Origin of the sequence: Pantoea sp. M_10 (assembly GCF_008631515.1) — a bacterium.
GTDB lineage: Bacteria > Pseudomonadota > Gammaproteobacteria > Enterobacterales > Enterobacteriaceae > Pantoea > Pantoea anthophila.
In genome coordinates, this window is sequence record NZ_VWUL01000002.1 from 598,915 (window position 1) to 622,782 (window position 23,868).

17 protein-coding genes and 2 pseudogenes are annotated in these 23,868 nt (G+C 45.7%); 5 read left to right on the top strand and 14 right to left on the bottom strand.

Annotated elements, in window-relative coordinates; genetic code table 11:
- Window positions 1-125 precede the first annotated feature (125 nt).
- Window positions 126-1,043 (top strand): LysR family transcriptional regulator, encoded by a 918-nt coding sequence (locus F3I47_RS09620; RefSeq protein WP_047955833.1) that lies wholly within the window; start codon window positions 126-128, stop codon window positions 1,041-1,043.
- Window positions 1,044-1,257: 214 nt separating this feature from the next.
- On the opposite strand, the pseudogene F3I47_RS09625 reads toward F3I47_RS09620, so the two are convergent.
- Together F3I47_RS09625 and F3I47_RS09630 are read right to left on the bottom strand one after the other, a co-directional pair.
- A pseudogene (locus tag F3I47_RS09625) lies at window positions 1,258-1,495 on the bottom strand (Arm DNA-binding domain-containing protein); the annotation flags it as partial.
- 408 nt (window positions 1,496-1,903) lie between these two features.
- Window positions 1,904-3,739 carry a CHAT domain-containing protein gene (locus F3I47_RS09630; protein WP_047955832.1) on the bottom strand — a complete coding sequence of 612 codons (1,836 nt, stop codon included), beginning with the start codon at window positions 3,737-3,739 and terminating at the stop codon, window positions 1,904-1,906.
- 1,517 nt (window positions 3,740-5,256) lie between these two features.
- Here F3I47_RS09630 and F3I47_RS09635 point away from each other — a divergent pair.
- The 3 genes and pseudogenes from F3I47_RS09635 to F3I47_RS22710 all read left to right on the top strand — a co-directional run.
- Window positions 5,257-7,041, top strand: a complete 1,785-nt coding sequence (locus F3I47_RS09635; protein ID WP_021575214.1) for an ATP-dependent endonuclease — start codon at window positions 5,257-5,259, stop codon at window positions 7,039-7,041.
- Window positions 7,028-8,845, top strand: a complete 1,818-nt coding sequence (locus tag F3I47_RS09640; RefSeq protein WP_047955831.1) for an ATP-dependent helicase — start codon at window positions 7,028-7,030, stop codon at window positions 8,843-8,845. The genes F3I47_RS09635 and F3I47_RS09640 overlap by 14 nt, the downstream gene beginning before the upstream one ends.
- A 174-nt stretch (window positions 8,846-9,019) precedes the next feature.
- A pseudogene (locus F3I47_RS22710) lies at window positions 9,020-9,109 on the top strand (hypothetical protein); the annotation flags it as partial.
- A gap of 168 nt (window positions 9,110-9,277) precedes the next feature.
- On the opposite strand, the gene F3I47_RS09650 reads toward F3I47_RS22710, so the two are convergent.
- The 4 genes from F3I47_RS09650 to F3I47_RS09670 all read right to left on the bottom strand — a co-directional run bounded on the left by F3I47_RS09650 (window position 9,278) and on the right by F3I47_RS09670 (window position 14,525).
- Window positions 9,278-9,580, bottom strand: a complete 303-nt coding sequence (locus tag F3I47_RS09650) for a hypothetical protein (RefSeq protein ID WP_126981310.1) — start codon at window positions 9,578-9,580, stop codon at window positions 9,278-9,280.
- Between the two features lie 1,257 nt (window positions 9,581-10,837).
- Window positions 10,838-12,817 carry an exonuclease SbcC gene (locus tag F3I47_RS09660; RefSeq protein ID WP_047955829.1) on the bottom strand — a complete coding sequence of 660 codons (1,980 nt, stop codon included), beginning with the start codon at window positions 12,815-12,817 and terminating at the stop codon, window positions 10,838-10,840.
- Entirely contained in the window at window positions 12,814-13,320 is a 507-nt protein-coding gene (locus tag F3I47_RS09665) for an ABC-three component system middle component 4 (protein WP_047955828.1), read from the bottom strand. The genes F3I47_RS09660 and F3I47_RS09665 overlap by 4 nt, the downstream gene beginning before the upstream one ends.
- Window positions 13,317-14,525 carry an ABC-three component system protein gene (locus tag F3I47_RS09670; RefSeq protein ID WP_047955827.1) on the bottom strand — a complete coding sequence of 403 codons (1,209 nt, stop codon included), beginning with the start codon at window positions 14,523-14,525 and terminating at the stop codon, window positions 13,317-13,319. Before F3I47_RS09670 ends, F3I47_RS09665 begins: the two co-directional genes overlap by 4 nt.
- Before the next feature lie 425 nt (window positions 14,526-14,950).
- Between F3I47_RS09670 and F3I47_RS09675 the strand changes: the two genes are divergently transcribed.
- A complete protein-coding gene (locus F3I47_RS09675) occupies window positions 14,951-15,895 on the top strand; it encodes an ArdC family protein (RefSeq protein WP_047955826.1) in 945 nt (314 codons plus the stop codon).
- Window positions 15,896-16,088: 193 nt separating this feature from the next.
- Here F3I47_RS09675 and mobC read toward each other — a convergent pair whose 3' ends face one another.
- From mobC to F3I47_RS22335, 8 genes are all read right to left on the bottom strand, one after another.
- Window positions 16,089-16,835 (bottom strand): MobC family replication-relaxation protein, encoded by a 747-nt coding sequence (mobC, locus tag F3I47_RS09680; RefSeq protein WP_047955825.1) that lies wholly within the window; start codon window positions 16,833-16,835, stop codon window positions 16,089-16,091.
- Between the two features lie 9 nt (window positions 16,836-16,844).
- Complete coding sequence (locus tag F3I47_RS09685) at window positions 16,845-18,704, bottom strand: type IV secretory system conjugative DNA transfer family protein (RefSeq protein ID WP_047955824.1); 1,860 nt, start codon at window positions 18,702-18,704, stop codon at window positions 16,845-16,847.
- Window positions 18,705-19,403: 699 nt separating this feature from the next.
- Window positions 19,404-19,706: a TrbM/KikA/MpfK family conjugal transfer protein gene (locus F3I47_RS09690; protein ID WP_047955823.1), complete on the bottom strand. Its 303-nt coding sequence runs from the start codon at window positions 19,704-19,706 to the stop codon at window positions 19,404-19,406.
- A gap of 60 nt (window positions 19,707-19,766) precedes the next feature.
- The gene (gene virB11, locus F3I47_RS09695; protein ID WP_047955822.1) at window positions 19,767-20,786 is read right to left on the bottom strand and encodes a P-type DNA transfer ATPase VirB11; all 1,020 of its coding nucleotides are present in this window, start codon (window positions 20,784-20,786) and stop codon (window positions 19,767-19,769) included.
- Window positions 20,776-22,083, bottom strand: coding sequence for a VirB10/TraB/TrbI family type IV secretion system protein (gene virB10, locus F3I47_RS09700; protein ID WP_047955821.1), 1,308 nt, complete (start codon window positions 22,081-22,083; stop codon window positions 20,776-20,778). The genes virB11 and virB10 overlap by 11 nt, the downstream gene beginning before the upstream one ends.
- A complete protein-coding gene (virB9, locus tag F3I47_RS09705) occupies window positions 22,080-22,970 on the bottom strand; it encodes a P-type conjugative transfer protein VirB9 (protein WP_185939365.1) in 891 nt (296 codons plus the stop codon). The genes virB10 and virB9 overlap by 4 nt, the downstream gene beginning before the upstream one ends.
- Window positions 22,967-23,650, bottom strand: a complete 684-nt coding sequence (locus F3I47_RS09710) for a virB8 family protein (protein WP_047955819.1) — start codon at window positions 23,648-23,650, stop codon at window positions 22,967-22,969. Before F3I47_RS09710 ends, virB9 begins: the two co-directional genes overlap by 4 nt.
- Entirely contained in the window at window positions 23,643-23,783 is a 141-nt protein-coding gene (locus F3I47_RS22335; protein ID WP_047955818.1) for a hypothetical protein, read from the bottom strand. Before F3I47_RS22335 ends, F3I47_RS09710 begins: the two co-directional genes overlap by 8 nt.
- Window positions 23,784-23,868 lie beyond the last annotated feature (85 nt).

A 23,868-nucleotide genomic window follows, 5' to 3' on the forward strand; every position in this document is an offset into this window, starting at 1 on the left:
GGGACGTCAATTCACTATATGAAGATTTATTTGTATCCGAAAAGTATTATTTTTAGATAGTCTGATATCAGAAAAACAGAACGCTCATGGGCAAACATTTTGCTTAAATAAAAAGAGGGGCAGAGATGCTGACATTACGCCAGGTTCGTTATTTTGTTGCCACCGCCGAAATGGGGCAGATCTCGCTGGCGGCCTTGCATCTCAATATTTCTCAGTCGGCGGTCACCGGGGCGATTCAGGAGCTGGAGCAGCTATTGGGCAAGAAGCTGTTTACCCGCTCGGTGCACGGCATGATGCTGACCGACTACGGGAACCATTTTCTTAACCATGCCTATACCGTGTTACAGACCGTGGATAATGCCGTGCGTAGTATGCCGGTTAATGACACGGGTGTGCGAGGCACGCTGCGCCTGGCGGCAAGTTACACGGTGATTGGCTATTTTCTGCCGTTCCATCTGCAACGGCTGGCGCAGGATTACCCGCACATTGATATCCAGTTGTTTGAGTATGAGCGGCAGGATATTGAACAAGGATTGGTTGACCAGAAGCTGGATATGGCACTGGTGCTGACTGGCAATTTACGCCATCAGTCGATTTATGCCGAAACCCTGTTTAATTCTACGCGCCGCTTGTGGCTGCCATCGCGGCATCCGTTATGTGAAAAATCGCACGTGACGCTGGAGGATGTGGCCGGGGAACCTTTCATTATGCTCACGGTGGATGAAGCCGCAGACAGTGCCATGCGCTACTGGGAAGAGGCCGGAGCCAGCCCGAGCGTCATCCTGCGCACCAGTTCGGTCGAGGCGGTGCGCAGCATGGTGGCTAATGGTTCGGGGATTGCTATCTTATCGGACCTGGTTTATCGCCCGTGGTCGCTGGAAGGGCGGCGCATTGAGACCCGTTCGCTGGTGAACCATGTGCACCCGATGAGCGTCGGCCTGGCATGGCGTCATGACGCCCACTTAACCCCGGCGATGGCGGCGCTGCGCGAGTATTTCCGCAGCGCATTCGTGACGCAGCAAATCAATATGGTGCGACGTTAACACCTCTCTGCGCCCGACGTGAGTAAACCTTTCCCTATTAATAACCAAAAGTTTTGGCATTTGAGAAATGGACAAGACTGGAGCGCCCCGAGCCGTAGACAAATCTGCCCTGTAGTTTGAGCACTGAAGAAATCTATGGGTACACCGCGTTTTACTCCCGAATTAAGAAGAGGCTGTCCGCCAGATAATCGAACGTAGTTATTCCGTGGCCGAAAATGCGTTGTTGAGCGGGATTAATGTTCCGAGCCAGTAACTTACGGATCCCCTCGCGTTGCTGTCGGGCACCAGCCAGCGACATAACAGGGTAAGCACTTAAGCCAGGACGGGATGCTTTACCGTTGATACGGTATTTGGGATACCAAAGACGTGAACCGTCTGGATGGACACGCAGCTACAGACCAATCAGAGGCTTTACAAGAAGGTTTGAGGCTGCGGGTTTTCGTGTCGTTAAGGGGGGCATTTGGCGATCACTCCACAATCGAACTGAAATGACCCAGATTTGACGACCACTTTTTCCCGATGCGGGGGGTAAACTGAATACGAATCGGGAAGGCTTTTCACGCTAACTTATTGAATCAAAATCGTACAGGGATTCGCAAAGCGACATGAAAACAAGAATTTGACTCTCTGACTGGGATCGCCTTTGCCAGTAACTGGCTAATAATTAAGCTAATCCTGAATTTCCTTTTTGTCAAGACCACCAGAATGACCACCAATCGAAGCTGGTGATCATTTTTGTACATTTGGTTATCGCTATTTAATTTATGAAACTTGGGTTGTTGTACGGCCTGAACCTACCTCGTTTGGATTCTAAGATCTGCAGGTGATTTTTATCTGCAGATCCTATATCAGTAAGTTTTTTATTCTATGCTTAGATCTTCTGCATAAATTAAAACTTTTTCAGGAGAGCCTATTTGCACATAGTTCAGGCATTCAGCAAACAAGAAGTGATTATTAAGTTCATCACTAATTTGATTTTTAGATAGGTCTGTTAAATTTTCAAAGAAATAATAAACTCCATCTAAAAAATCGTGAGGGTGATTTTCTAATGCGATATTTATATAATTCCGTAACTCTATTAATATGGACTTATCATTAATTTTATATTTTCTGAAAATGTACATTAAAAAATAATCGAAATAAACTCGGCGGTTAAGTCCCGTAATGAACTCTGACCATCTTAAACTTGTTTTAGTGAATAAAATTCTTTCAGGTAGATAGTATCTTAGGCGTTTATATAATCGGCCTATATAGATAGCCGCATCTCTACTTAATATGGGGTATGTACTAGCCAGTACCGTTTTTGCTCCTGCACATAGAAAAGCATTTGCTGCATTAAAATGATTTCTATCGGCTGGGCTTGTATCACAAGCACTTAATACGACTATTGGTGGGATATTAGCTAAACCCATTAACTCATAAGGATACAAAATTTCACCTGATAGCTCAAGGAATCCATGCCCATCATAATCATGGCCACCGTGCATATCAAATATTACAAGAGCGAATTTAAATGAATTCAAAGAATCCACTAGCTCATTTTTATTTGTGACATCTTTAAATATTACTTCCATTTCAAAGTTCGGGATGTAAGACCCTTTTTTAGAAACTTTTTCATTTACTACTGAATTAATACTAGGGTCGTTGCATTCTTTTATTACCCGATGCAATTCATTTTTTATATCATTACTTATACGTTCCCCAGCTTTAAAGGAACTGATGACTAATATTTTTTTAAAACTATCTAGGCTTATTGAAACTTCGTTATTATTGAGAAGAATGTTTTGTTTTATAAATCCCGGGGTGTTGAATATACGACTTGTGTTATGCCTTATCATCAACGGTAGGCCATTTACATTAGTCCATTCCAAAGGGAAGTTTGATATTATTTTTATTTGCTTATTTGATGTTTTAGAAAAATAATCAAACATAGTGTCAGATTTATCAATTACTTTAGATGAGAAAATCTTCATCATTTTTTGTATTTTTGATATATTACTATTTCTAATGTTTTTACCTATGTCTGAAACCAGGCTAAAAAGATCATTATTACATATTCTTATTTTTATTTCAGGAGTTAAAGTCGATGAAGCATAAATGGATGATATTAGACTGTTGAAATATAACTCATTCCGATATTCAGCAATATGATTGTTATAATATGAACTATCAATGTCTGTTGATGTTTTAGCATATGAGATTGAGTCGGAAATCAGCTCGTAATCTATGGTTTGGTTTCTCATTAATGCATGCTTTGAGTATTTCTTTGCATTTATAGAATACTCTAGATCAATGGTAAAGTCAGTGATTAAATAGTCTACACTTGGTATCGATAATTCTATGTGCATGTTGCTTGTTATTTTATTCTTAATTTTATTTATAAGATTGATTGATGTTTCAATATTTTCATTTTTGTCTTTATTACAAATGACTTTAGGGTTAAAAAAGAGATTGATTGATTCTAATGTTTTTATATTGCAAAAGGTAGAAATATTCTCGTCTATTTTAATATCGGTTTCTATGTGTTCTCGTTTATAAGTATCAGGTAGGTCGGTATAAACAGAATCTTGTTCTTTAATTTTGGAGAAGAAAAAGTTCCTCAGTACATCAATATTAATTTCTTCATGTGAAAGGGTGTTCTCAATTGCAATATCTTTATTTATTGAGATATATAGTATAGTACCACATTTTTTCACTGCCTTGGTGAACCTTTCATCTATGAAAACAACTTTAAAAACATAAGGTAAGTTTTCAATTTCATTATAATCTTCAATGAAATGTATTATTCTTCCGGGATGTATGCCGCTAATTCTTATTTTTATCTTCTCTTCTTTCTCGCAAAGTAATTCTGGTATGCTTATTGGTAAGTTATTGATCTTTTCTAATAAGGGTGATAATTTAAGTAGATAATTAGAAGATCTTAAAAAAAAGACTCTCCCTCATTTTTATCTATTATAATATAACAAATGCTAAATTTGTTTTTCATTTAAGGACTCTTTCTGCTAGATTTTCCGTAAAAAATTTTTTTGGGTTGAATATTTCATTGTAAGTTAACAGACTGAAACTTTTAATTATTATGACATTTTGAAATGTATAAGTATAGGTTTTGTATTAAAAAATGAAATGTAGCCATGCAAGTGTCAAGACTCTATCCTGTGTGGGACAGTTTTTAAGTATTAGAAGTGGGCATCTTTGCACATATCTTGTTATTTGAAATCCTGATTCCCACTAGTGGTAATCTTTCGAGTACCATAAGTTACTGTCCCTTTACCCTGTGGCATTGATAAACCGCATCTTGCAGTTTTCCACTAAAGATATCATCATAGTTGGTATCTAACTGTTGATATTGAAGGCTGTTTTTGTATGGTCGAATAATATTTAGTGGACAAAGAAGGCGTATATCCCCAAGAGAATAATTTTTTTACGACATTAAGTAAGTAATATTTTCATTAGAAGAAAGTCACTCCCCGCCAAGCTGAGTCCCTAAAATATTCAGCAGTATAGGAGGCAGTTTGCACGCTATAGACATGAGGGTTTAGAATCATTATACCTAATGCCCTGAGAAAAATTGATCTGCTTCCAGTTGATATTGTGCCGTATCGCCAGGGTATGACCTGTCGTGCCAGCTCATTGTTCTCCAAATCCCAGGATGGCCCGTCCAATGTGAGCAATGCGTAGCTCAGGCTCATTAGGCCGGATACAAGTGTGCCGCGGGCAGTGACAGTGAATAGAGTCTGATAGCCGCTTCGCCTTAGCGCGCCTTGCAGACCGTCACCAACGGTAGCGCGGGAGTTTTCCGGCAATGCCACGCCGATTACCTGCAATATCAGGTCGTGCTGCGCTACATCAGGTGCTAGCTTTAAAGAGGGTAGCGCCCGGAATAAAACCGGGCTCAGCATTTTCAGGAACCGGAGAAATCTCTTTAATGGGCGAAGGCAAGAGAGGCGAGGAGGTTGTCGCGCAGCCACTGAGCAAGGCAGTGACGACAAAAAGCCACTTTGTGAGATGGATCATAGGCATGGTTTAGCTCTCTGTTACGATGAACTGTTACCTTCGTCGGACAAATAGATTTGATTAGCAAAAAATGTGCAATGACCAAAACCGTTTTGATCGCAACTGCACCCCTCAGCAGATTTGGTCGTGCTAGGCAGTCTCTTGCGGTTTGAGGGCTACTCTTATTTTGGAAGATAATCAAAAAGATAGGGAGGCAGTAATGCGGATTTCCCGAATCCGGTTAATTAATTTCGCCAACTTCTCCGACGTTGATGTTGAAACGGGTGAGAGTATTGTTATTGTTGGTGAAAACAAGGTTGGCAAGAGCAATTTTATTCGCGGCCTGCAACTGATTCTTGACCCAGCGTTGTCTGAGCGTGACCGTCAACTGGGTTTTGAACATTTTTGGGATGGATTGGGCGAAGACAAATTGGGGGAGACCATTGAAATTTCAGTAGATTTCACTGATTTCACTGACGATCCCCGATTGATGGCTCATCTGAATGACTGTGTCCTTAATCCGGGGCCTCCGATGGTGGCCCGCCTTACCTATCGCTTTCAGCCCAAAACCGAGTTAAATCGAGCTCCAGAATCGTTAAAAGATTATGAGTATGTGATCTTCGGTGGTGCTGATCCTGACATGCATATTGGTGGTGCGTTTCGTCGTATGTTGCCCATCGATGTTCAAGGCGCGTTGCGTGATGCTGAGAAGGATCTTTCAAGTTGGCGCAATTCACCCTTGAGGCCGCTTATTGAAGAACTTTCCGCATCTCTGGACGAGGAGGATCGTGAGGAGATTCAAACCCTGGTCGATGAGGCTCAGCGGGAACTGGCTGGGCATGATGAGGTGGTGGCGACAGCCGAACGAATTAGCGAACGGTTGATTGCTATAGCAGGTGAGCAACATGCCGTTCCGGTATCGCTCGGACTTGCACCGACTCGCGTTGATGCGCTGCTACGTAGCCTGCGTTTGCTGCTCGACAGTGGCATTCGGGGCATTGGCGATGCCAGCTTGGGGACAGCTAATCTGATTTTTCTGGCTCTGAAAAGCCTCGAACTTGATCGTCTTGTTGATGACGGAGAGCGAGACCATACGTTTTTCGTCGTCGAGGAGCCTGAGGCACATTTGCATCCGCACGTACAGCGCCTAGTCTACCGTTATTTCCTGGGTACTGACGGGGAGAATGGTGATGAAAGGGCACCGCTGACAACGATCCTGACCACCCATTCCCCACATATTGCCAGCGTCACGCCTGTCAGATCTATCGTTCTGCTGCGTCATGACGCAGAGGACGAGAAGACTATTGCTGTTTCAACGGCGAACGCACCGTTTACGCAGCGGGACGAAGATGATCTGCAGCGCTATATCGACGTCACCCGCGGCGAAATATTCTTTTCACGTGGGGTGATCCTAGTGGAAGGGGATGCTGAACGCTTTCTTGTCCCTGCATTCGCCGATGCTCTTGATATTCCCCTCGATATGCTTGGGATCACGGTGTGCTCGATCGGTGGAACAAATTTCACTCCGTATGTGAAGCTCCTGGGGCCACGGGGGCTTAATATTCCGCATGTGATTTTGACAGACCGCGATCCTATGGCGGTTGGAGAGCCGCTGGTTCGTAGGAGACTTATCAATATTTTAGACGTGCTTGAGGGAGATGTTGACCATGATGATATGGATACCGATGAAGTGATTGCACGTGCCGGGGTGTATGGATGCTTTGTCAATGAGATCACCTTGGAGCCTGAGCTGTTTACCGGTGGACTGGCCGAAGCCATGCAGTCGGTCATTGAGCGGGAACTATCTCTGGCGCAAGTTACCTTAGATCGGATACAGGCATGGGTGGATGACACGGACCAGCTTGATATAGCCCGGTTGTTGAAACTAATTGAGCGAATTGGCAAAGGGCGGTTCGCCCAGGCGCTGGCAACTTCGGTGTCGGAGGATGTTTGTCCGGATTACATTCGCGAAGCACTGGAGCATATCCGCGATGCCGTTGCGTAGTGTCAGTGCAGCCTATTTGGCTCAGGCTGCCGAGCTGGCCGGGAATCCGGGCCAGTTAGCCGCGTATGAATCCCGTGGGCATTGCGTGGTACTCGCCGGGCCAGGTAGTGGTAAGACCAAGACGCTCGTGCTGAAGCTGGCCCGAATCCTGGCCGAGGATGTTCAGGCTCCACGTGGCGCGGCATGTATCACATATAGCCAAGAATGTGCTCGCGAGCTGATCCGTCGTCTCGAAGCGCTGGGGCTCAGAGAAGCACCGAATCTCTTTATCGGAACCGTCCATGGGTTCTGTTTGCGCCATCTGTTGATGCCCTATGGACGACTGGCCGATTTGCCAATCCCATTTCCGCTTTCAGTAGCTTCTCAGCGTGCTAGCGAGCGGTTACTTCGACAATCTGGTGACCGTCTCTTTGGCCCAAACCATCCCTATAAGGCTATTGATCTCGGACGACATCGCCGTTCGGTGCTGAACCGCAACAGTGTTGCCTGGCGTGCAGAGGAGGAACTCGCTGCCTGGGCCGAGGCCTACGAAGCGGCATTGCGGCAGGAAGGGCTAATCGACTACGACGATATGGTGGTATTCGGCCAGCGTCTGATCGTCGAGCATGACTGGGTTCTACCCTTGGTACAGGCGAAATTTCCGATCCTTGCGGTTGATGAATATCAGGATTTGGGCGTTGCGCTCCACCGTATAGTCAAACGCCTGGCTTTCGAGGGTGGCGTACGCTTATTTGCTGTGGGTGATGCAGACCAATCGATCTACGGTTTCACTGGTGCCGATGGTGCGTTACTCATGGAACTGGCAAGCAGGAGAGACGTTGAAACAGTCAGGCTTCAGTTGAACTATAGATCAGGAACGGGCATCGTCAATGCATCTGAGATGGTGTTGGGTGAGGTTCGTGGTTATCGCGCAAGCGACCCGAACCGCCAGACAACCATTGCGTTCCAGCTGTGTCCGGATGGTCTGGAGGATCAGGCTGTCCATGCTGTCGCGCAGATTATTCCAACTGCGTTAGCTGCTAAGCCGGGTCGAACGCTGGGTGACATCGCCATTCTGTACAAGGACTACCGTGCCGGTGATGTGGTGGCCGATGCGGTGACCGCTGGCGGTTTTGATTACATTCGTGTGGACACCGCAGCACCTTATCGCAAGGTTGCCTTGACGAGCTGGGTGGAGGATTGCGCGGCATGGTGTGCTGGTGGTTGGCGTATTGGGCGCCCTCAACTGCGTGGATTGATAGACCGTTATCTGGCATTTCATCGGGCGAGACTGGATGATGCATGCGCCCGGCGCAAGGGACAGGAGTTAACTAGGCTGCTTTGGGCACTTCGCACCGACCAGCAACCTGCGTGCGATTTTGTCGTGTCGTTGCGCAACGGACTCGTTGATTCCCTGCTGGCTACTGAACCGGCACTTTCTGATCAGGCTGAGCAACTGGAACACATGACTGCAGCACTTGCCGAAGGCGGTGCGTTGGCGCTGCTGGACATAACGAGCCTAGGTGGTCGTGACGGCTCACCTGAACACCTCAATTTGCTGACGCTTCACTCAGCCAAAGGTTGCGAATATGACGTGGTCATCATGGTCGGTTTGGATCTGGGGAATTTGCCGTGGCGTAATGAGGCGCCAGAGAAGCTGCGCGAAAGCCGTCGTCTTTTCTATGTGGGGCTGACCCGCGCACGGGATGAGGTGCATATGCTGTATTCCGGTTTTGTTGATGGTCGCAACGGCCCTATGCGTCTAGGGCGTTCCCCATTTCTGGATGAACTGGAGGCGCGAATGCGAGGGGCCGGTTTATGGTAGTCGGGAATAAATGCGTGATCGAATCTGTGGACAGCCAGCAAAAGAAAACGCCGATAATTGCGCCACCTTCCAATGCTGAACCAAAGGCACAATGCATCTTCCATAATTTAGTCCACTGAACAGGTAAATCATCACCTGCGACTGAAACTGGACCGAAAGATGGTTTGCTACCCGTTAAAAGCGATGAAAAACGATAAACGCTCTAATTTCAAAGCCGCCAGCATGGCATCGAAAACGCATCGTTATTTGATGGATAAAATTTGAGTCTGTTAGCGATTCACCAATCAAACCAAAGCAAGAGCCCGCTCAGGTTTCCCTGAGCGGGCTCTTCAAATTGACTGGACTCGTACTTCATTTGTATCCCTTGTTACAAGGGATGATAATATTTTAATAAAACCACCCCTAATTCATAAGGGGTAGTTTTATTTTAAATTAACCTGTAATAAACAATTTTGACTTGTTGCTAGGCGTTTTAAAATTACTCAATCCTCTCTTTTGCCCTGCATCATGACAAACTAAATATATAGGATATCGTTTATTGTCCCCAATTGTTTCCATATCTATTTTCTTGTTTTTCCCTTCTGCATGGTATTCACCGAATAGATCAGGCTTTGGTTTCTTATTTGTTTTTTTAAAAACGGTATCAAAAGTCAATAAAAGATTGGTTCTTTCTAATGTCCTTTTTTTTACCTTGCAATAGTGGAAGTGATATCCAAAGTTATGGTTTTCAACCACAACACCTTCTTTTGTACCTGGGATTTGTAGGAGATAACATATATTGGGTATTGATTATTGAGGCACAAGCAGCTTATGTTCTTCAAGTAAGATAGCATCACTGTAAATAGGAATGATATCAATAACATCATGATAAAATGGTAACGGAGTTTTAAATTTATTTTAGTATTTTTTCCATTTATTAGTATTTCATTTTCTTGTCGTTGCAAGAGCGTTTCCAAATGAAATTCGATCATCGATTCAAGTTTAAATATTATTTCAAGATAAGATTCTATATTCTTTTCGTCAGGAAATTCTCTTAGAAAGTTCCAATGAAATCTTCTGTTCCAATCACCTATTATTTCTAGCTCATGGATGATTTTTCTAATAAAATCTATTGTTGACCTATCTACTGTTTCCATAGGTTGAACCTTTTTTTGTAGTCGATTTTATATTTTGTCATAACAATAAGGAAATTAATCGGATATATTTAAATTATTCTGTTGCCTTTAATTGCTTGCCCATTAAAATAGTCTAATTGTTATCGGTCAATCGATTTTCTTAATTATTTCATGCAATGCTTCCCCGGATGCTCATGTGCCGGAAGGCAAATGTTACACCATTGCGAATTACGATATCAGTTTTCCCGGTTTGATGAAACAGATCAGCAACTGGCGCAAGGGACCGGGTGTTTTATCCGGATAGACCTCAGCAGGACGGCCCCGGTCAGGGGTAATCCCGTTAAAGGCAGGATGACCATCAGTGATGCTCTCTGTACCGCACTCGCGGGGGCGGGGCTGAAAGTGACTGAACAGCAGGCTGATTCGATAACGGTCAGATGATGAGTGCGGAAAGAGGATAAAGTATGAGTAAGATATTGATTTTTTTATGCTGTATACCCTGGCATTTTCAGCATTGACTTATGCCGGGCAGAGTGACTCAAAGGACGGGTGCAAACTGTAGCGTACAAATGATGCCAACGGCGGAGCCAGACTTGCCGGGGAAAACGGTCTGCGGGGCATGAATGGTTGACCGGGAGGAACCAGACCCTCGCCTGATGGCAAATACTATCTCCCCGGCACATATGAGGAATGTTATTCCGGGCATTAAAGCTCCCTGCACCAGAACAGATATTCGTCCGGAGCGCAGGATTATGAGAGAGCCTGAGGTAGCCATATCCTCGAGCTGGGGTGCGGCAATGGAATGATGGCATCCCTGTGGTTTTCCTGTAAGTATCACAGTGAAAACCAAAGTTTAGCATCCCTCAATCTAAAGTAGTTAATGTTTGTAAATGACATCATCAATTAGTCCGACAGGTAACCCGTTTTCCTTATTTGCACTATAGTGAGCAACAGTTATAGCTTTTAATCTGTCAGAAAGCTTATCAGGGACATCATTGTCTACAACAATTATCTGACACGGGCTTCTTTTTTTCTGCGCATAATTGGTTATTTCTATGAGTGCATTATAGATGTTTTCATATTTTTCTGGATCAGAAATTCCTTCATCAATATCATCTATTATATTGGTCTCGGATGCATATTTCGTCTTCAAGTTTTTTCCGAGATACTTACCTATAGTATCAAGCATCAAAAAACGAGGATGGTTTATGTCTGAGTCAATAGAGCTCTTTAATATTGATGACATATACCCTATGGAAATAATAGTTCTTAAACCTCCAGATGTAATATTAAAATAGTCTCTATCTCTTACAATGGGCGAGAAATGTTTTTTACTTATACTTATCCCAGTTCTATTTTTTATTTTCACACCGGTTAAAAAAATCATCAAATCATCCCCTAAAGAAGATAATATACCATCTATGCTAGGAGCATTAACTCTTAAGTCGTTAAGTTTTTCTGTAAGAGTTTCTATATTATCTGTAAGGCTTTTTTGCTTGGTTAAAAGTTCCTCTTGACGGTTTCTAACTTTTAAGCTTGATACTAAAGCCTCTCTTTTTTTACTTACAGATGTTATTTCTTTTAATAAAGAATCACGTTGGGTGAGAAATGGAGTAATAAACTGTTTTGCTTCTGTATCTATCATTCCACTGACTTTGTTCAGATCAGCTTCAAGTTGAATTTTATCATCCAGCAAAATCCTATGTTCATGAGTCAGGTTAATAATTAGATCGCTAATGGATTTTTCTCTTTTTTCTAATGATAATAATTCTTCATCGAGAGACTCAGGTTTGGATTTGATAAATCCACCTTCACCGTTCTCAATGGTAATTATATTATCACAAATAGGGCAATTACATTTAATATCTTGGGTAAGGCCAATTTTTTCATTAGCCAAATGAATTGCTTTTATTTTCTTTATGTCATTAATATAATCGTTTTTAAGTCTAATGTATTGATCTTTTTTTAAATTTATTTCTTCAATGCTTCTTACGATCATTTTTATTTTTAGGTTGAATTCTGAATGGTACGATTTAAACTGATTGTAATTGTCAGAGTTTGCCATCATACTACTATTTAATGAGTGAAGCTCAATGTTCAACGAATCATAGATTAAATCACATTCTTCTATTGCATCATCAATTGATGGGATGCTTTCATAACCTGTCTCTCGCAAAAACTCCGAAACATGTTCATACTTTTTACGCAAGTTGTTTAATTCAGATCTTTTATCTGATATTTGTTGCTCAATATCGGATATGTCAGTGTCTAGTACGTTATATATATATTTGAAAACTTCTTTAGTATACGTATATTTAGCCCAGTCAGTCATTCCCAAGAGAGACTTGCTTCCCATATCATCTTGATTGACGTAGGAATATTTAATGATATTTCTGAAGCTTAACCGCTTAAATTGACTAGTCACCTGAGTGGGTGACACTTTTAATTTTAATTTGGGGAAATTTAATGCATCCATTAAGAAATCAGAAAAGAATCCATCTGGGGCATTGTTATTAGAGAAGTTAGGAGCATATTTTCTAGAAATGAATGCTTCTCTCCTCTCGAAAGGACACTGATAGACCTCAATGAAATTTTGTGGTTTGTAAATATCTCTAACTATGGTATAGGCAGAATCATTTATTATAACCTCTAACGCCGCATAATTAACAGATGATATAATCTCATCGGCCAACTCTATTTTACTGGCGCCAAGTAAATAGTTAATAAACTCTAAAATACTAGATTTTCCTGTGTCTGAATCACCATGTATAATATTTAATCCATCTTCAAACTTGACAATGTAATTCTTACGTACACCAACAAGGATTAATCGTTCAATTCTTAAATAGGATTTCATTTTGACACCTTGAATACTTCATTCAGAATGGAATTTAATTTACTGGAGGTTAGTGATTTTATTTTATCCAGTGATTTGGTATAAGCTTTCACTGAGTTAAAGTATTCGCCGCCAAACTGCTCGTAAGCGCGTTCACCCTCAGTTGTTAAACTAAAATAAGTTGCACCATCAGACTTTGTTACACGAAGCCATCCCAGTATCGACACTTTTTTCAAAAGTGTTTTTATTTTTGGAGTGCTGAAAAGAATATCAACGTTTAATGATAGACTTTTAATTGTATAAGTTTCTGTCATATCAATGGATGTGTTTTGTTTACCTGCCAAAATCATTACAGCCTCAAGTTTTGACGGGTTTTTAATCAAATATAAAAATATTTGAATTTTATTTCTATCCAACAATAGAACATCATTTCTATTCTTGCTTAGCGTATGAATTAAAATAATCAGAAGAGCAACATTCAAATTAAAATCTTCATCAAGAGGAATATAAGGTAATGAAATCATTTTTGCCCCCTTAAACTATTCAAAGAGTCAAGAGATGTGTCTGGGGACCAAATTATATCTCTATCTAGCTTATTAGCAAGCTGATGCAGCATTCCTTTCTTATGTACACTATCAAGTGTATCAAGAAGAGATGATAATTTAACCTTATCTTCATCTTCTATTTTTTTGTGTATTGCAGCTAAGAGTTGGTTTGCTGTATTATGATTTGCTATAGAGTCATGATACTGTGTTTGATATATCTCCCTTATTTTTCTATACAAAACACTTAAGGTTTCTCTATCTCGATCGCTAGTGAAAATATTTCTGGCCAATTCTGCATTATAATAATACTCCTTAGCATGTTTTGATATATCACTATGTACATCAGCGACTATCATTTTCAATACAAAAAATTCATTGTCATATTGCTTATCATCTTTAAATTCTGGTGAAGATGAAATTAGTTCCGTTTTGTTATGTATTTCAAGAGCTAGTTTCTTAACGATAAGATAAACATTAGAATCCCTATCCTTTGGTTTGCAAATTGTCGAATGATCCTCCTGAACAGCTATAGACTCTTTGGCAGAAACTTGAACAGGAATTGCACTGGCTTTAACTACAATACTATCGTAGCTTCCATACAAAAACTTTAACTCAGGGAGTTTAGACAATTTTACCCATCTGCGGTTTAGAGAATCTGTTTCTTTACTAAATACACTTAAATCACCAAGCTGGACATTTGATGAAACCATACTAGCCCATGAAGCAGTTTCTGACCCCGAATGAGGAACAGCAAGTGAAATAAATCCAGTTATATTGTGAGAAAGATCTCTTTCATGCATTTTAATAATGCATGATTTTGCTATTAAACCTCCCATGCTGTGAGCGACAAATATTATATTACTATAATCGGATAAATTTATTTGACATTCACCAACAAGTAACTCTGATAATTCATCAACAGGAAGATTGACTTCTTTTTTTGTTAGTGATGTGAACAACCTGGCAAGTAGATTTCTACTTTTACCGTAGGTATTCGTAAAATTAGTGAAATACTCAAAACAAGCTATATCAAAGGCATCACAAAAATCTTCATCCTCACATATAAGCTGTGGAAAGGATGTGATCTTATCAACTGCCCACGTATCACTTCCGCCTTTTAAGCCATGTATAAACAAGATTAAGTGTTTAGCATTATTTTTTTTCTTCCAGATTAACATACTCATTACTGTCTCTTTATTTTTTTCAGTAGGATTTCTGTGTGAATAATTACATTCTCTAACCAATTGTTTCACTAATCAATCAGAATTTTCACTCTCAAGGAGTGGCTTGAAAAATCTTTTAAATCAATAAATTATGATGGTTTTGATTGCATGCGTATTGCTACGGTGCAGTTATTCATTCAATAGTTCAAACCCTTTTCACCGCTGCATAGCAAGGGGCGCTGCGCCCGGCTATGCAGGGGCAAGTTTTTTTCTCTCGTGCGCTTTTCGTTCTCCGTATCTGCTTCCGGTTAATCTTTTCCCAACACAACCCGTCCCGTAAGGGTAAATGGCACGCATGCTGCGCCCTTGCTGGCCGGAACGATGCCGGGAAAGCGAACCGTCAGGCGATACGAAGACGAAAATCACACACTGACGGAGAAAAAACCATGAAGATTTCCCTGCATACCCAGACTAGAGCCCCTAACGCCGCAGCGACGACCAGCGTATCCCCGCTGGACCCGTCAGGCTCCTCAAAAACGAAATTTTCTAAAACCAGAACAGATAATTATCAGACCATTACCGACAACATCATCACAGCACTGGAAGCCGGTGTAAAACCGTGGTCCTGCCCGTGGCAGCGCGTATCGGGCATGTCTGGTCTGCCATCCAATTATGCCACCGGCGTACCCTACAGCGGCATGAATATCATGTTGCTGTGGTGCAGTGCGTCAAAACAGGGTTTCAGTGATTCCCGCTGGATGACCTACAAACAGTCTCAGACAGCAGGTGGACAGGTTCGCAAGGGCGAACATGGTACGACGGCCATTTTCTACACCACGCTGGAGAAGGAAAACGACGCAGGAGAAATTGACCATATCCCGATGCTTAAAACTTTCACCGTGTTTAACGTTCAGCAAATCGACGGCTTGGCCCTGACAACTGAAACAGTCAGCCCGGAAGCAACCTTTGACCCGTTGCCGCATGCTGAAAATCTGTTCAGGAAGAGCGGCGCAAGCATCATCGAGAAAGGACAAAATGCCTTTTTCAGTCCATCCTCTGATGAAGTCTGGTTACCAGCGCGCCATCTGTTTTCGGATGCGGCTAACTTCTACGCTACTGGCCTGCATGAGCTGGTTCACTGGAGTGGTGGTAAAAAACGCCTGAACCGTGAAATGAAAGGGAAGTTTGGCAGTGCAGATTATGCAGAGGAAGAATTGGTGGCGGAGCTGGGAAGTGCTTTTCTGATGGCGGAACTGGGGATTGAGGGAGAGGTACAACATGAAAGCTATATTGCTTCCTGGCTGAAAGCGCTGAAAAACGACAAGCGTTATATTTTTAAAGCGGCCAGCGCCGCCTCCAAAGCGCATCGTTATCTGATGGATAAACTCTGAGGCCGGAGCCGGACAACCGCAAGGGAATGCGGTTACATGGTTTTAACCGGCAACGCTGCAGGGCGCAGACTGAGGCGGAACGCAGCACAGCGAGTACCGGACAGTCTGCGCCTCGCAGTGGAATAAAAAAAATTCCGGCCTGGCGGTATCGCCGCCAGGCCGGTGAGGCCATCACGATGACCTGAATAAAAGCTTACGTATAGCTGCCTAATGAAAGGTGTTTCAGTTCATCAAAGGTATAAATGCGAAACACCCGACGGTGGCGTTCTTCCAGCGGGACGTGCTGATGGTTGATGATGACGTGTCTGATGCTGTCAAACAGCAGTTCAAGTGCCCGTTTTTTCTGTGGGTCAGGCATGACATAAAAAACATAAATCCAGTTCTTGCGGGTACGGGCCAGCAGGTGACTGGCAATTATCGACTGATAACGGGCCCGGGTTTTCAGGCGGCGCTCGGTTTCAATGGCAATAACTTTTCCGTCAGGCAGGGTCAGTAACCCATCTGGGCGATGTTTTACCTGATACTTGCTGATAAAAGTGGTCCGGTCGCCGTTAATCCATCCCGAAGCACCTTTTTTCTCCAGAATAAGTCTGGCGGCCTGATTATCAAGATGATGCTCCAGCGTCCAGCCGGTAATTCTGGACGGTTCAAACCTCGCGGGAAAGATTTTATCATCCGGAGTTAACACCACCGCCAGCCCGTCGCTGGTGATCCCCCATAATGAAATCTTCATTGTCCGTGATTCAAGCACATGCTTCTGGATTAACCCCATTTGCTCAGTTTTTGCCAACAGCGAATAAAGCGATTTATGATCCCGGAAACCAAATAGCAGCATCAGCGTTTTGAAATCGCTGTAGGTTTCTTCTTTCAGGAAGTTCAGCAGTTGTTTTATTTTTTCTCTGTTGCGTGTCTGGCGCTCTTGATATGTAGAAATCAGCATAACCGCTCCTTAAAAATCCAGCGGGGACAGGTGTTCTCCTTCATCAGGTTGGGGCTCTGCCGGTTTGACTTCGCTTTCGTTGAAGAAAAGATCCGGGTGCGTTGTCATCACATCCTGTATGGATGGTTTATCATCCTCGTCAAAATCCAGTGCGATTTTCACCGGTGCCGCCGATGCGGCAATATCAGGGGAAACCGAGAAGATTTTTAGCTGACTCTTTCTGATCTTTATCGGTGAAATCAGTGAGGCAGAAGGTAGCGTTTTTGTCGTAAAGATAAAGCTGACAAAATCGTGCAGGTTCAGGATCATGTTACTGTCAATAAAGTAACGTTCGGCCTGGCGGATTGTGCGCTCACTGTCGATGGTCTCTGTCAGCATATTATCCGTTTTAGCCTTACGGAGTTCATCATCCACCAGAATAGTGCCTGACATTCTTGCCACCCATTCCGCCGTATCCGGGTCCATGACGCGATAAACCAGTTTGAATTTGGCATTTTCAACGACCGCACCGACAACGGCATCACCTTTCAAATCTGCCGGGCAGTCTTTTAAATCGGCAATGGACTGGTGGTCCATAATAATATGCACGCCTTTATCCCGCGCCGCACCTAAACCTTCCAGCGCTGGCCGGGATAAATGATATTTCAGTTCGGAAAGATAAATAGCTATGGAGCGGGGAACGTTTGTTACACGGTCGCGCCTTTCTGCTAACTGGTACAGGCGAACCAGTAACATGCGCTGGGTTGTAATAATTTTGCTGTTTCGCATGGAGCCGATAACATAGCAACAGCCGCCTTCATCAAACATTTGTTGAAGTGAAAAACCTTCCGGTGAATTAATGGCATTTAATAATGCCAGCTCTTCAATCTTACCGAAAAATGCTTTGATTTTTTCGGCAATGCTCTGAACGTAGTCACCGTTATAAACATCACGGAGAGTTGCCGATGGGTTATCACTGACAAATTGCGCGGCCATACGTGCGGCTTTTCGGTCATCAATGCGATAAAAATCCGATTCCTGCCCTTTTTCCGCCAGGCTGAAACCGGCAACAAACAATTCTTCCAGTTCATCGGGCGTGATATCTTCAATCAGATTTAACTGGTATTGCTGTTTTCGCAGGTCGATTAAGGCAAAGGGTTTGCCTGCATCCTCGCAGGCTTTGCGGTAAAGATGCGGTGCCCATTCATCATCCTTGGGGTCCATAACAAACACACCTTCACCGGCCAGAATGCTTTGATAAAGCAATATACCAGCAGCAACCCCTTTACCGGCTCCTGTGGTGCCGATAATATCCGCGTGTTGTTTCTGCCAGTCCTTTAACGGGAGATACAACGGCTCCTTCTCGCTGTCCATACCAGTAAAAATACCTTTATTCAGGTCGATATAATCCAGCGGGTTATAATGCAGTGTTTCCGGCAGCAGGGATTTTACGGTGCGGACATCGGTGCGCAATTCCCGTTCAAGGGTGGTTTTTTTAACAAGGCGTTTCTTTATTCTGTCCAGTTCAGGCGTGAATACCCGGCGAAGCATAATATGAAAAATAATCCCGGTCACAGTGAAAGTGATCCGTACTGCCCACGCCAGTACCGTATTATCACTGGTGAGTCTGATTTTATACAGCCACTGAAAGGATCCGATAACTATCGGGGCCATTGTGCCAGATATAAAACACAACAGCGAAAAAGCAATAATCAGCTTTTTCCATAACGGGGCCTTCTGCCGTTCATCGCTTTTCATCGACGTAAAAAACGGCATCGTCAGCCCCGCTAATAACGCCAGTATCAGTTGTTGCTGTTGCACAAAAGCGAGCAGTGCCAGCATCCCGTTCACTATCGGCGACAGTGAAGCGGTAAGCTTATTTAAAATCATCGTGCCTCCTTCGTCAGCGATTCGCCCCATGACATCGCCCCATCAGTTCGCCCCACGGTGTCGGGCGAAAAGGCGGGGCGAACGTATGGGGTAAAGAAGGTGGTCGCTGTGCGGCCATGTGCAGGAAAGCATGCTTCCCTGCACGAAACGGCGTGCGCCAGTACATGCGGGCTGGACGCCCTTATTGCCTGTCACATGGGGGCAATGTCGTGGCTGGACGCCGCGCCAAAACCCCCAGGGTCAAAGGCAGCACACCGTCGCCCGCTACGCGCGACCACCCCCTTTAAGACGGTCGCTTTCGCCTTTTTCTTCCCTTTACTCGTTCCTCGTAGCGGGAATAAAAGGGAAGCTGACCTTTAAAGAGGGTGGTCGCGCCACGCTACCGGCTTTTGGCCGGAGACTTAGCTGCGACGGTGTGCGGGGCGATGCCCCCCAAATAAACCGCTGTCGTGGGCGACAGCTTTTCGCTCGCTGGGGCGGCGAAATTTATCCGGCTCCCCCCAGCCTGCAAAATCCGCGTGGGCGCGGCTGTTTGCAGGTGAGGCGCGGTGCCTGAATTATTTTCGCTCCTTAACCCGCGAAAATATTTCTGTCCGCTGCCTCATTTTTACGGCCCCTGTTTCTTCGCTCCTTAATCCGCGAAAAACAGAAGCCGTAAAAACCTGAAAACCGTCACGCTCTGTGCCCGTCTCGCCAGTATTAACCACGAACGCGGCCATATTTACTGATGACCTGACTGATAGCCGCCGGGTCTGCCGAATCACATTCAAGTAAAAACGATTTTCTGGCATCGGCCGTATGGTCAGGAAGAAAACCGTGTTTATTCTCTTTCACGATATTAAAGAATGCCCGTTCAGCGGAATGACATTCACTGCTGCCACTGTTTCCCGTTGTTTTACCGTACATGCATAAAACCACTTCGCAGGCATCAGCGGCCATTGCGGATGTTGAACATGACGCCATAACGCCGAGAAATAATAAGGAGAGTATGACTTTCTTCATTTCAGTTACCGGTATGATTAATGAAAGGTTGCGTATTTAGGGTAATGTTATTTGCCAGAGTTATTGTCTGAATGCCTCTTTCATGCTGTTTAAATGAACTGGCTTAAAGTAAATATCACTCATCCGGCGCACATCGCCGTGTATGTCAATACTGACGATGACATCAATGCTTTTAAGTACCTTGCGTAACAGCACATCAAAAGGAATATTCCGGCAGTCGGGGTTTTCATAGCAGCGGTCAATGATCCCTTCAATACATTCTTCCGGGCTGCCCGCGTGCATGGAGGTGATTAGTCCTTCATGTCCCGAGCCGACAATTTTCAGCGCGTCCCACGCTTCACGCCCACGAATTTCCGCCAGTAATATCCGGTCAGGGTTCATCCGATAATTAGCACGAATCAGCCTGCCAGGCGTGACAATAGCGTTATCCCCGGCATCCGCCGGGTAAAAAAGATGAACATAATTGGCATGGTGATAAAAACGGATTTCAGGATTATCCTCAATGGTGGTTAGCCGGAGATGCAACGGAATATAATGCAGTAGCGTTTTCATATAGGTGGTTTTACCGGAGCCGGTTTCACCCACAATAAAAATCGTTTTGCCATATTCCACCGCTTTTTCCATAAAGCGGGGAATATTCCCGCTGTTATATAACTGAATCAGTGCATCATCCTGACTTTCCGTTTTCTCCTGACCGGCCACACGCTGATAAAATCCCGCATCAATCCATGACTGATGTGTTTTCTGCTCAAACGAGGGCTTGCGCAGCGTAATGGATACCGTATTACGCTCACAGGCCGGAGGAATAATCGCCTGAATACGTTCGCCGGATCTTAATGTTGCAGAAAGGATGGGTGATGTATCGTCAATATTATCGTCATGCCAGGATGCCAGCGCCCTGGCAAAGGCATGACACTGACGCAGCGTGATCGGGGATGCCTGTTTTTGCCAATTCCCCCGGATTTTCGTATACAGTTCGCCCGGCCGGTTAACGGCAATTTCTGTCAGGCCATCCTGCGCAAGAAAATCACCAAAGAGCCGGTTTTTCATAAAGTCCAGTGACAGGTTTTCAGCGTTCATACCATTTCTTTTTTAGTCGAAGTTGATAAACAGAGGAAAAATCAATATCCGTGCCGGTCATGATGCCGAGCACATCACCCTGGTTCAGGTACATGGTGGGCGGGATACTGATGCTGTTTTCCAGCGTCGTTTTTGCCATTTCAGCCGTGGCGGCACGGGTGTTTTCGGTATAGTCGGTATTGCGGTCTTTACCCGGCGCGGCATCTGATGCCGCTGCCGCCACGTCCTGCACGGTACTCAGCATCAGGGCGTTGCCGAAACGCTCCCAGAAATGGCTGTCGATCCAGCCTGCGATCCCCGCCTCACCAAGCGGGCCGGTAGCCTGCGTATCGGTGAGCGGGATTTGCAGGCTGCCGGGCTCCGGTGTGCGCAGCTCCGTCCACAGCACAAACATCCGGCTGCGTCCGTGATGCAGTGCCCCGGTGCGGTAGAAACCACGGGCAACTGTTCCCGCTGGGATCAGCCTTACATGGTTGCTGGCGCTCCAGACATCCTCATTGATAAGGCAGGAGATATGGCCGCCAACATCCGACACGAAGCGCCGCATCATCGAACAGGGAATATATCGATCCACCGGGATATAGAGATCAGGATCGAGGCCCAGCCGCCTGACACCGGTGACGCTGGCGAGGCCCGGATCGTCGCTGTTACTGCTGGCTGCCGATGTGACCCCATCCGGGCAGTGCAGGCGGCCATCCTTCCCCCTGACCAGTACCAACTGACAAGATGTGTACGCCGTGGATGATGCCGGACTGCCCGACGTTCCCGTGCCGCTGTGCGGTTCGCTACGGGACGTGCGGGTATTGCCGCCAGCTGTTGTACTGCCGTTGTTCAGCCCATCGGCCAGTGCTGCCGCCTTGTTCAGGGCGGGTGGTTCCGGCGGTAATAAGGGAGGAGCAGTGTCGCTCTGACTGGCAGGGCCTGCGCTTTCCTGCCTCCCTGGCCCGAACAGGCCAAACGGGTTACTGTCCATGCCCAGATTCTTACGCTCCTGCTGCACCGCCCCGGAGGAGGGCGGCGGCGCGGTGTCAGATTTTTTCTCATCATCCCTTTTCAGGGCGCTGAGAAGACGATCGCCACCGGATGCCAGCGCGATGACCAGGACCAGACTCAGCAGGCTGACGATCAGCGTGCGGCGACCGGACGCCTTACGGAAACGGGTCACTTCCGGCTGGCCGGGCGGCGTTTTCTGCTCCGGCTCCTGATATGTCATTGCCGCGCGGGCGCGTTCACGGGCTTCCGCTTCCCGTTCTGCGGTGGTTTTTTCCGGTTCGTCCGGGAAAGATTTGTCGGTCATTTTGCCTCCAGCGTAACGGACGGCGAAACGGTGTCACTGTTGGTCAGCGGGAAACGCCCGAATCCGTCGTTTTCGATCCCCACCACCGAGGTGCCGTAACGCAGTACCAGCTGCGGCGATGCCGGAACCACCATCACGGTGTAGTTGCCCTGTTGAACTGTCTGCGGCGTGACCGCCTGCTCCTGACCATTAACCACCCGGAAGACAGAAGGCAGGGTTTTCGTGGGGGAAAAACCGATATACGCAAAACGGCCGTCATCCCAGGTAAAGTCCGGGGCGATGAAGGCTGAGCCTGCTGCCACCCGTTTTGTATAGCGCCAGTTGCGCGGAGTGGTAGCCTTCCCGAATGCCGCCGCTATCCGCTTGCGGTCCAGTGTTTCCTGCTGTCGTTGCTGACGGGGGGCGCTGGCGGCGGCTGACTTTTCCCTCTGCTCATCGGGATAGCGGTAGCGGATAACAAATGCCTGAGCGGGCGAGTCTTTATCCAGGACGTTCAGCTCCAGGCTGTAATCGCGCTTCGATGTCACCACGAACAGATTGGTTTTCCAGTCTTTTGCTGTCGGCAGAAATACCTGGCTGACGGTGTTGCCGCTGGCATCCGTGACCGGCTGGGTAATCGGGTTCGGACTGACGCCCACCCGGTTGTCGCTTTTCGTCACGGTCCAGCCTCTGGGAAAACCCGCCTGCGCATCGATAACGGTTTCATCGTCATCAAACACCAGCATGGTAACGTAGCCGGGGCGGGTACTGACGACCGTGGCGTTCTGGCTGTTGTATGTGACGTTCTGCATCCGGCTGTCATACGCGCTGCCGCGCGGTGTCGCTGCGCTCCATGCCACGCATGACGCCAGTAAGCCAGAGAGGAGCAGGGTATGTCTAAGCATCATTCCCCCCTCAGCTCTTTATCGCGCTGGTAGCTGGTGACGATAAAGCCCAGCGGGTTCACTTCGCGCTGGCTGTCGGTCAGTTGCCGGTGCGGGACGTAGCGGTATGTGAGACGGATATTCCAGACATCCGTTTTCACGGAATTATCAGCAATACGGCGGATAGTGCGTTTGATACGCAGGGTTGCCAGATTATCCGGCCTAGTGGCAGGCGCATGCACATTGGAAATAATGTCGATATAAACGACATATTCCGCCTTGTTAAAAATAACGTCCGGTGCCTGGTCGCCGTTAAACCCGTACAGATAGTCCCGGTTTACGCTGTCGCTGTTGAATAACTGTACGTCGTCATAATCACGCTGGAGGGAGAAATAATTATATCCCTCGCGGAGTTTGACATAGTGTGCTGCCAGTGAATGCGCCAGTGCCTTTTCAGACGAAATATCCCGTTCCTTCACGCGGGTCATATATTCATAGCGCCCGGTCTGTTTATCCACTGACCATAATTCAGTGTCGGTGGTTTTCAGCGGCAGCAGAATAATAATGGCCGTAATCGCCATTGCGGCCAGAATCAGTCCGGCAGTGGCCACCCGCCAGGCGGTTCTTCGGGAACGCTCTTCCTTTTCCAGCAGGATGGATTCAAAAGAGCGGGAAACATTAACAATGTTCTGAATATCAGACATGGTTAGTCAGCTCCTGAATGATGGCGGGGGAATTCACCGGCTCGAGTTCGCCGGATACCGGCGGGAGGTCGCCCTGATGCCGTGCGCAGCCCGTGAGCGCGCACAGCATCAGAAGGAAGATGCTGAATTTCATGGAAGCCCCTTATCGTATGGATGCAGGAATGCCGCACCGGTGGCGCAGGCCACGGCGTGACGGGGAAAGGAAATTAAGAGACGGG

Bases quoted from the DNA above. Each gene is read 5' to 3' on its own strand.
- F3I47_RS09620 (WP_047955833.1), top strand. From the start codon at position 126: ATGCTGACATTACGCCAGGTTCGTTATTTTGTTGCCACCGCCGAAATG.
- F3I47_RS09635 (WP_021575214.1), top strand. From the start codon at position 5,257: ATGCGGATTTCCCGAATCCGGTTAATTAATTTCGCCAACTTCTCCGAC.
- F3I47_RS09640 (WP_047955831.1), top strand. From the start codon at position 7,028: ATGCCGTTGCGTAGTGTCAGTGCAGCCTATTTGGCTCAGGCTGCCGAG.
- F3I47_RS09660 (WP_047955829.1), bottom strand. From the start codon at position 12,817: ATGAAATCCTATTTAAGAATTGAACGATTAATCCTTGTTGGTGTACGT.
- F3I47_RS09665 (WP_047955828.1), bottom strand. From the start codon at position 13,320: ATGATTTCATTACCTTATATTCCTCTTGATGAAGATTTTAATTTGAAT.
- F3I47_RS09670 (WP_047955827.1), bottom strand. From the start codon at position 14,525: ATGAGTATGTTAATCTGGAAGAAAAAAAATAATGCTAAACACTTAATC.
- F3I47_RS09675 (WP_047955826.1), top strand. From the start codon at position 14,951: ATGAAGATTTCCCTGCATACCCAGACTAGAGCCCCTAACGCCGCAGCG.
- mobC (WP_047955825.1), bottom strand. From the start codon at position 16,835: ATGCTGATTTCTACATATCAAGAGCGCCAGACACGCAACAGAGAAAAA.
- F3I47_RS09685 (WP_047955824.1), bottom strand. From the start codon at position 18,704: ATGATTTTAAATAAGCTTACCGCTTCACTGTCGCCGATAGTGAACGGG.
- F3I47_RS09690 (WP_047955823.1), bottom strand. From the start codon at position 19,706: ATGAAGAAAGTCATACTCTCCTTATTATTTCTCGGCGTTATGGCGTCA.
- virB11 (WP_047955822.1), bottom strand. From the start codon at position 20,786: ATGAACGCTGAAAACCTGTCACTGGACTTTATGAAAAACCGGCTCTTT.
- virB10 (WP_047955821.1), bottom strand. From the start codon at position 22,083: ATGACCGACAAATCTTTCCCGGACGAACCGGAAAAAACCACCGCAGAA.
- virB9 (WP_185939365.1), bottom strand. From the start codon at position 22,970: ATGATGCTTAGACATACCCTGCTCCTCTCTGGCTTACTGGCGTCATGC.
- F3I47_RS09710 (WP_047955819.1), bottom strand. From the start codon at position 23,650: ATGTCTGATATTCAGAACATTGTTAATGTTTCCCGCTCTTTTGAATCC.
- F3I47_RS22335 (WP_047955818.1), bottom strand. From the start codon at position 23,783: ATGAAATTCAGCATCTTCCTTCTGATGCTGTGCGCGCTCACGGGCTGC.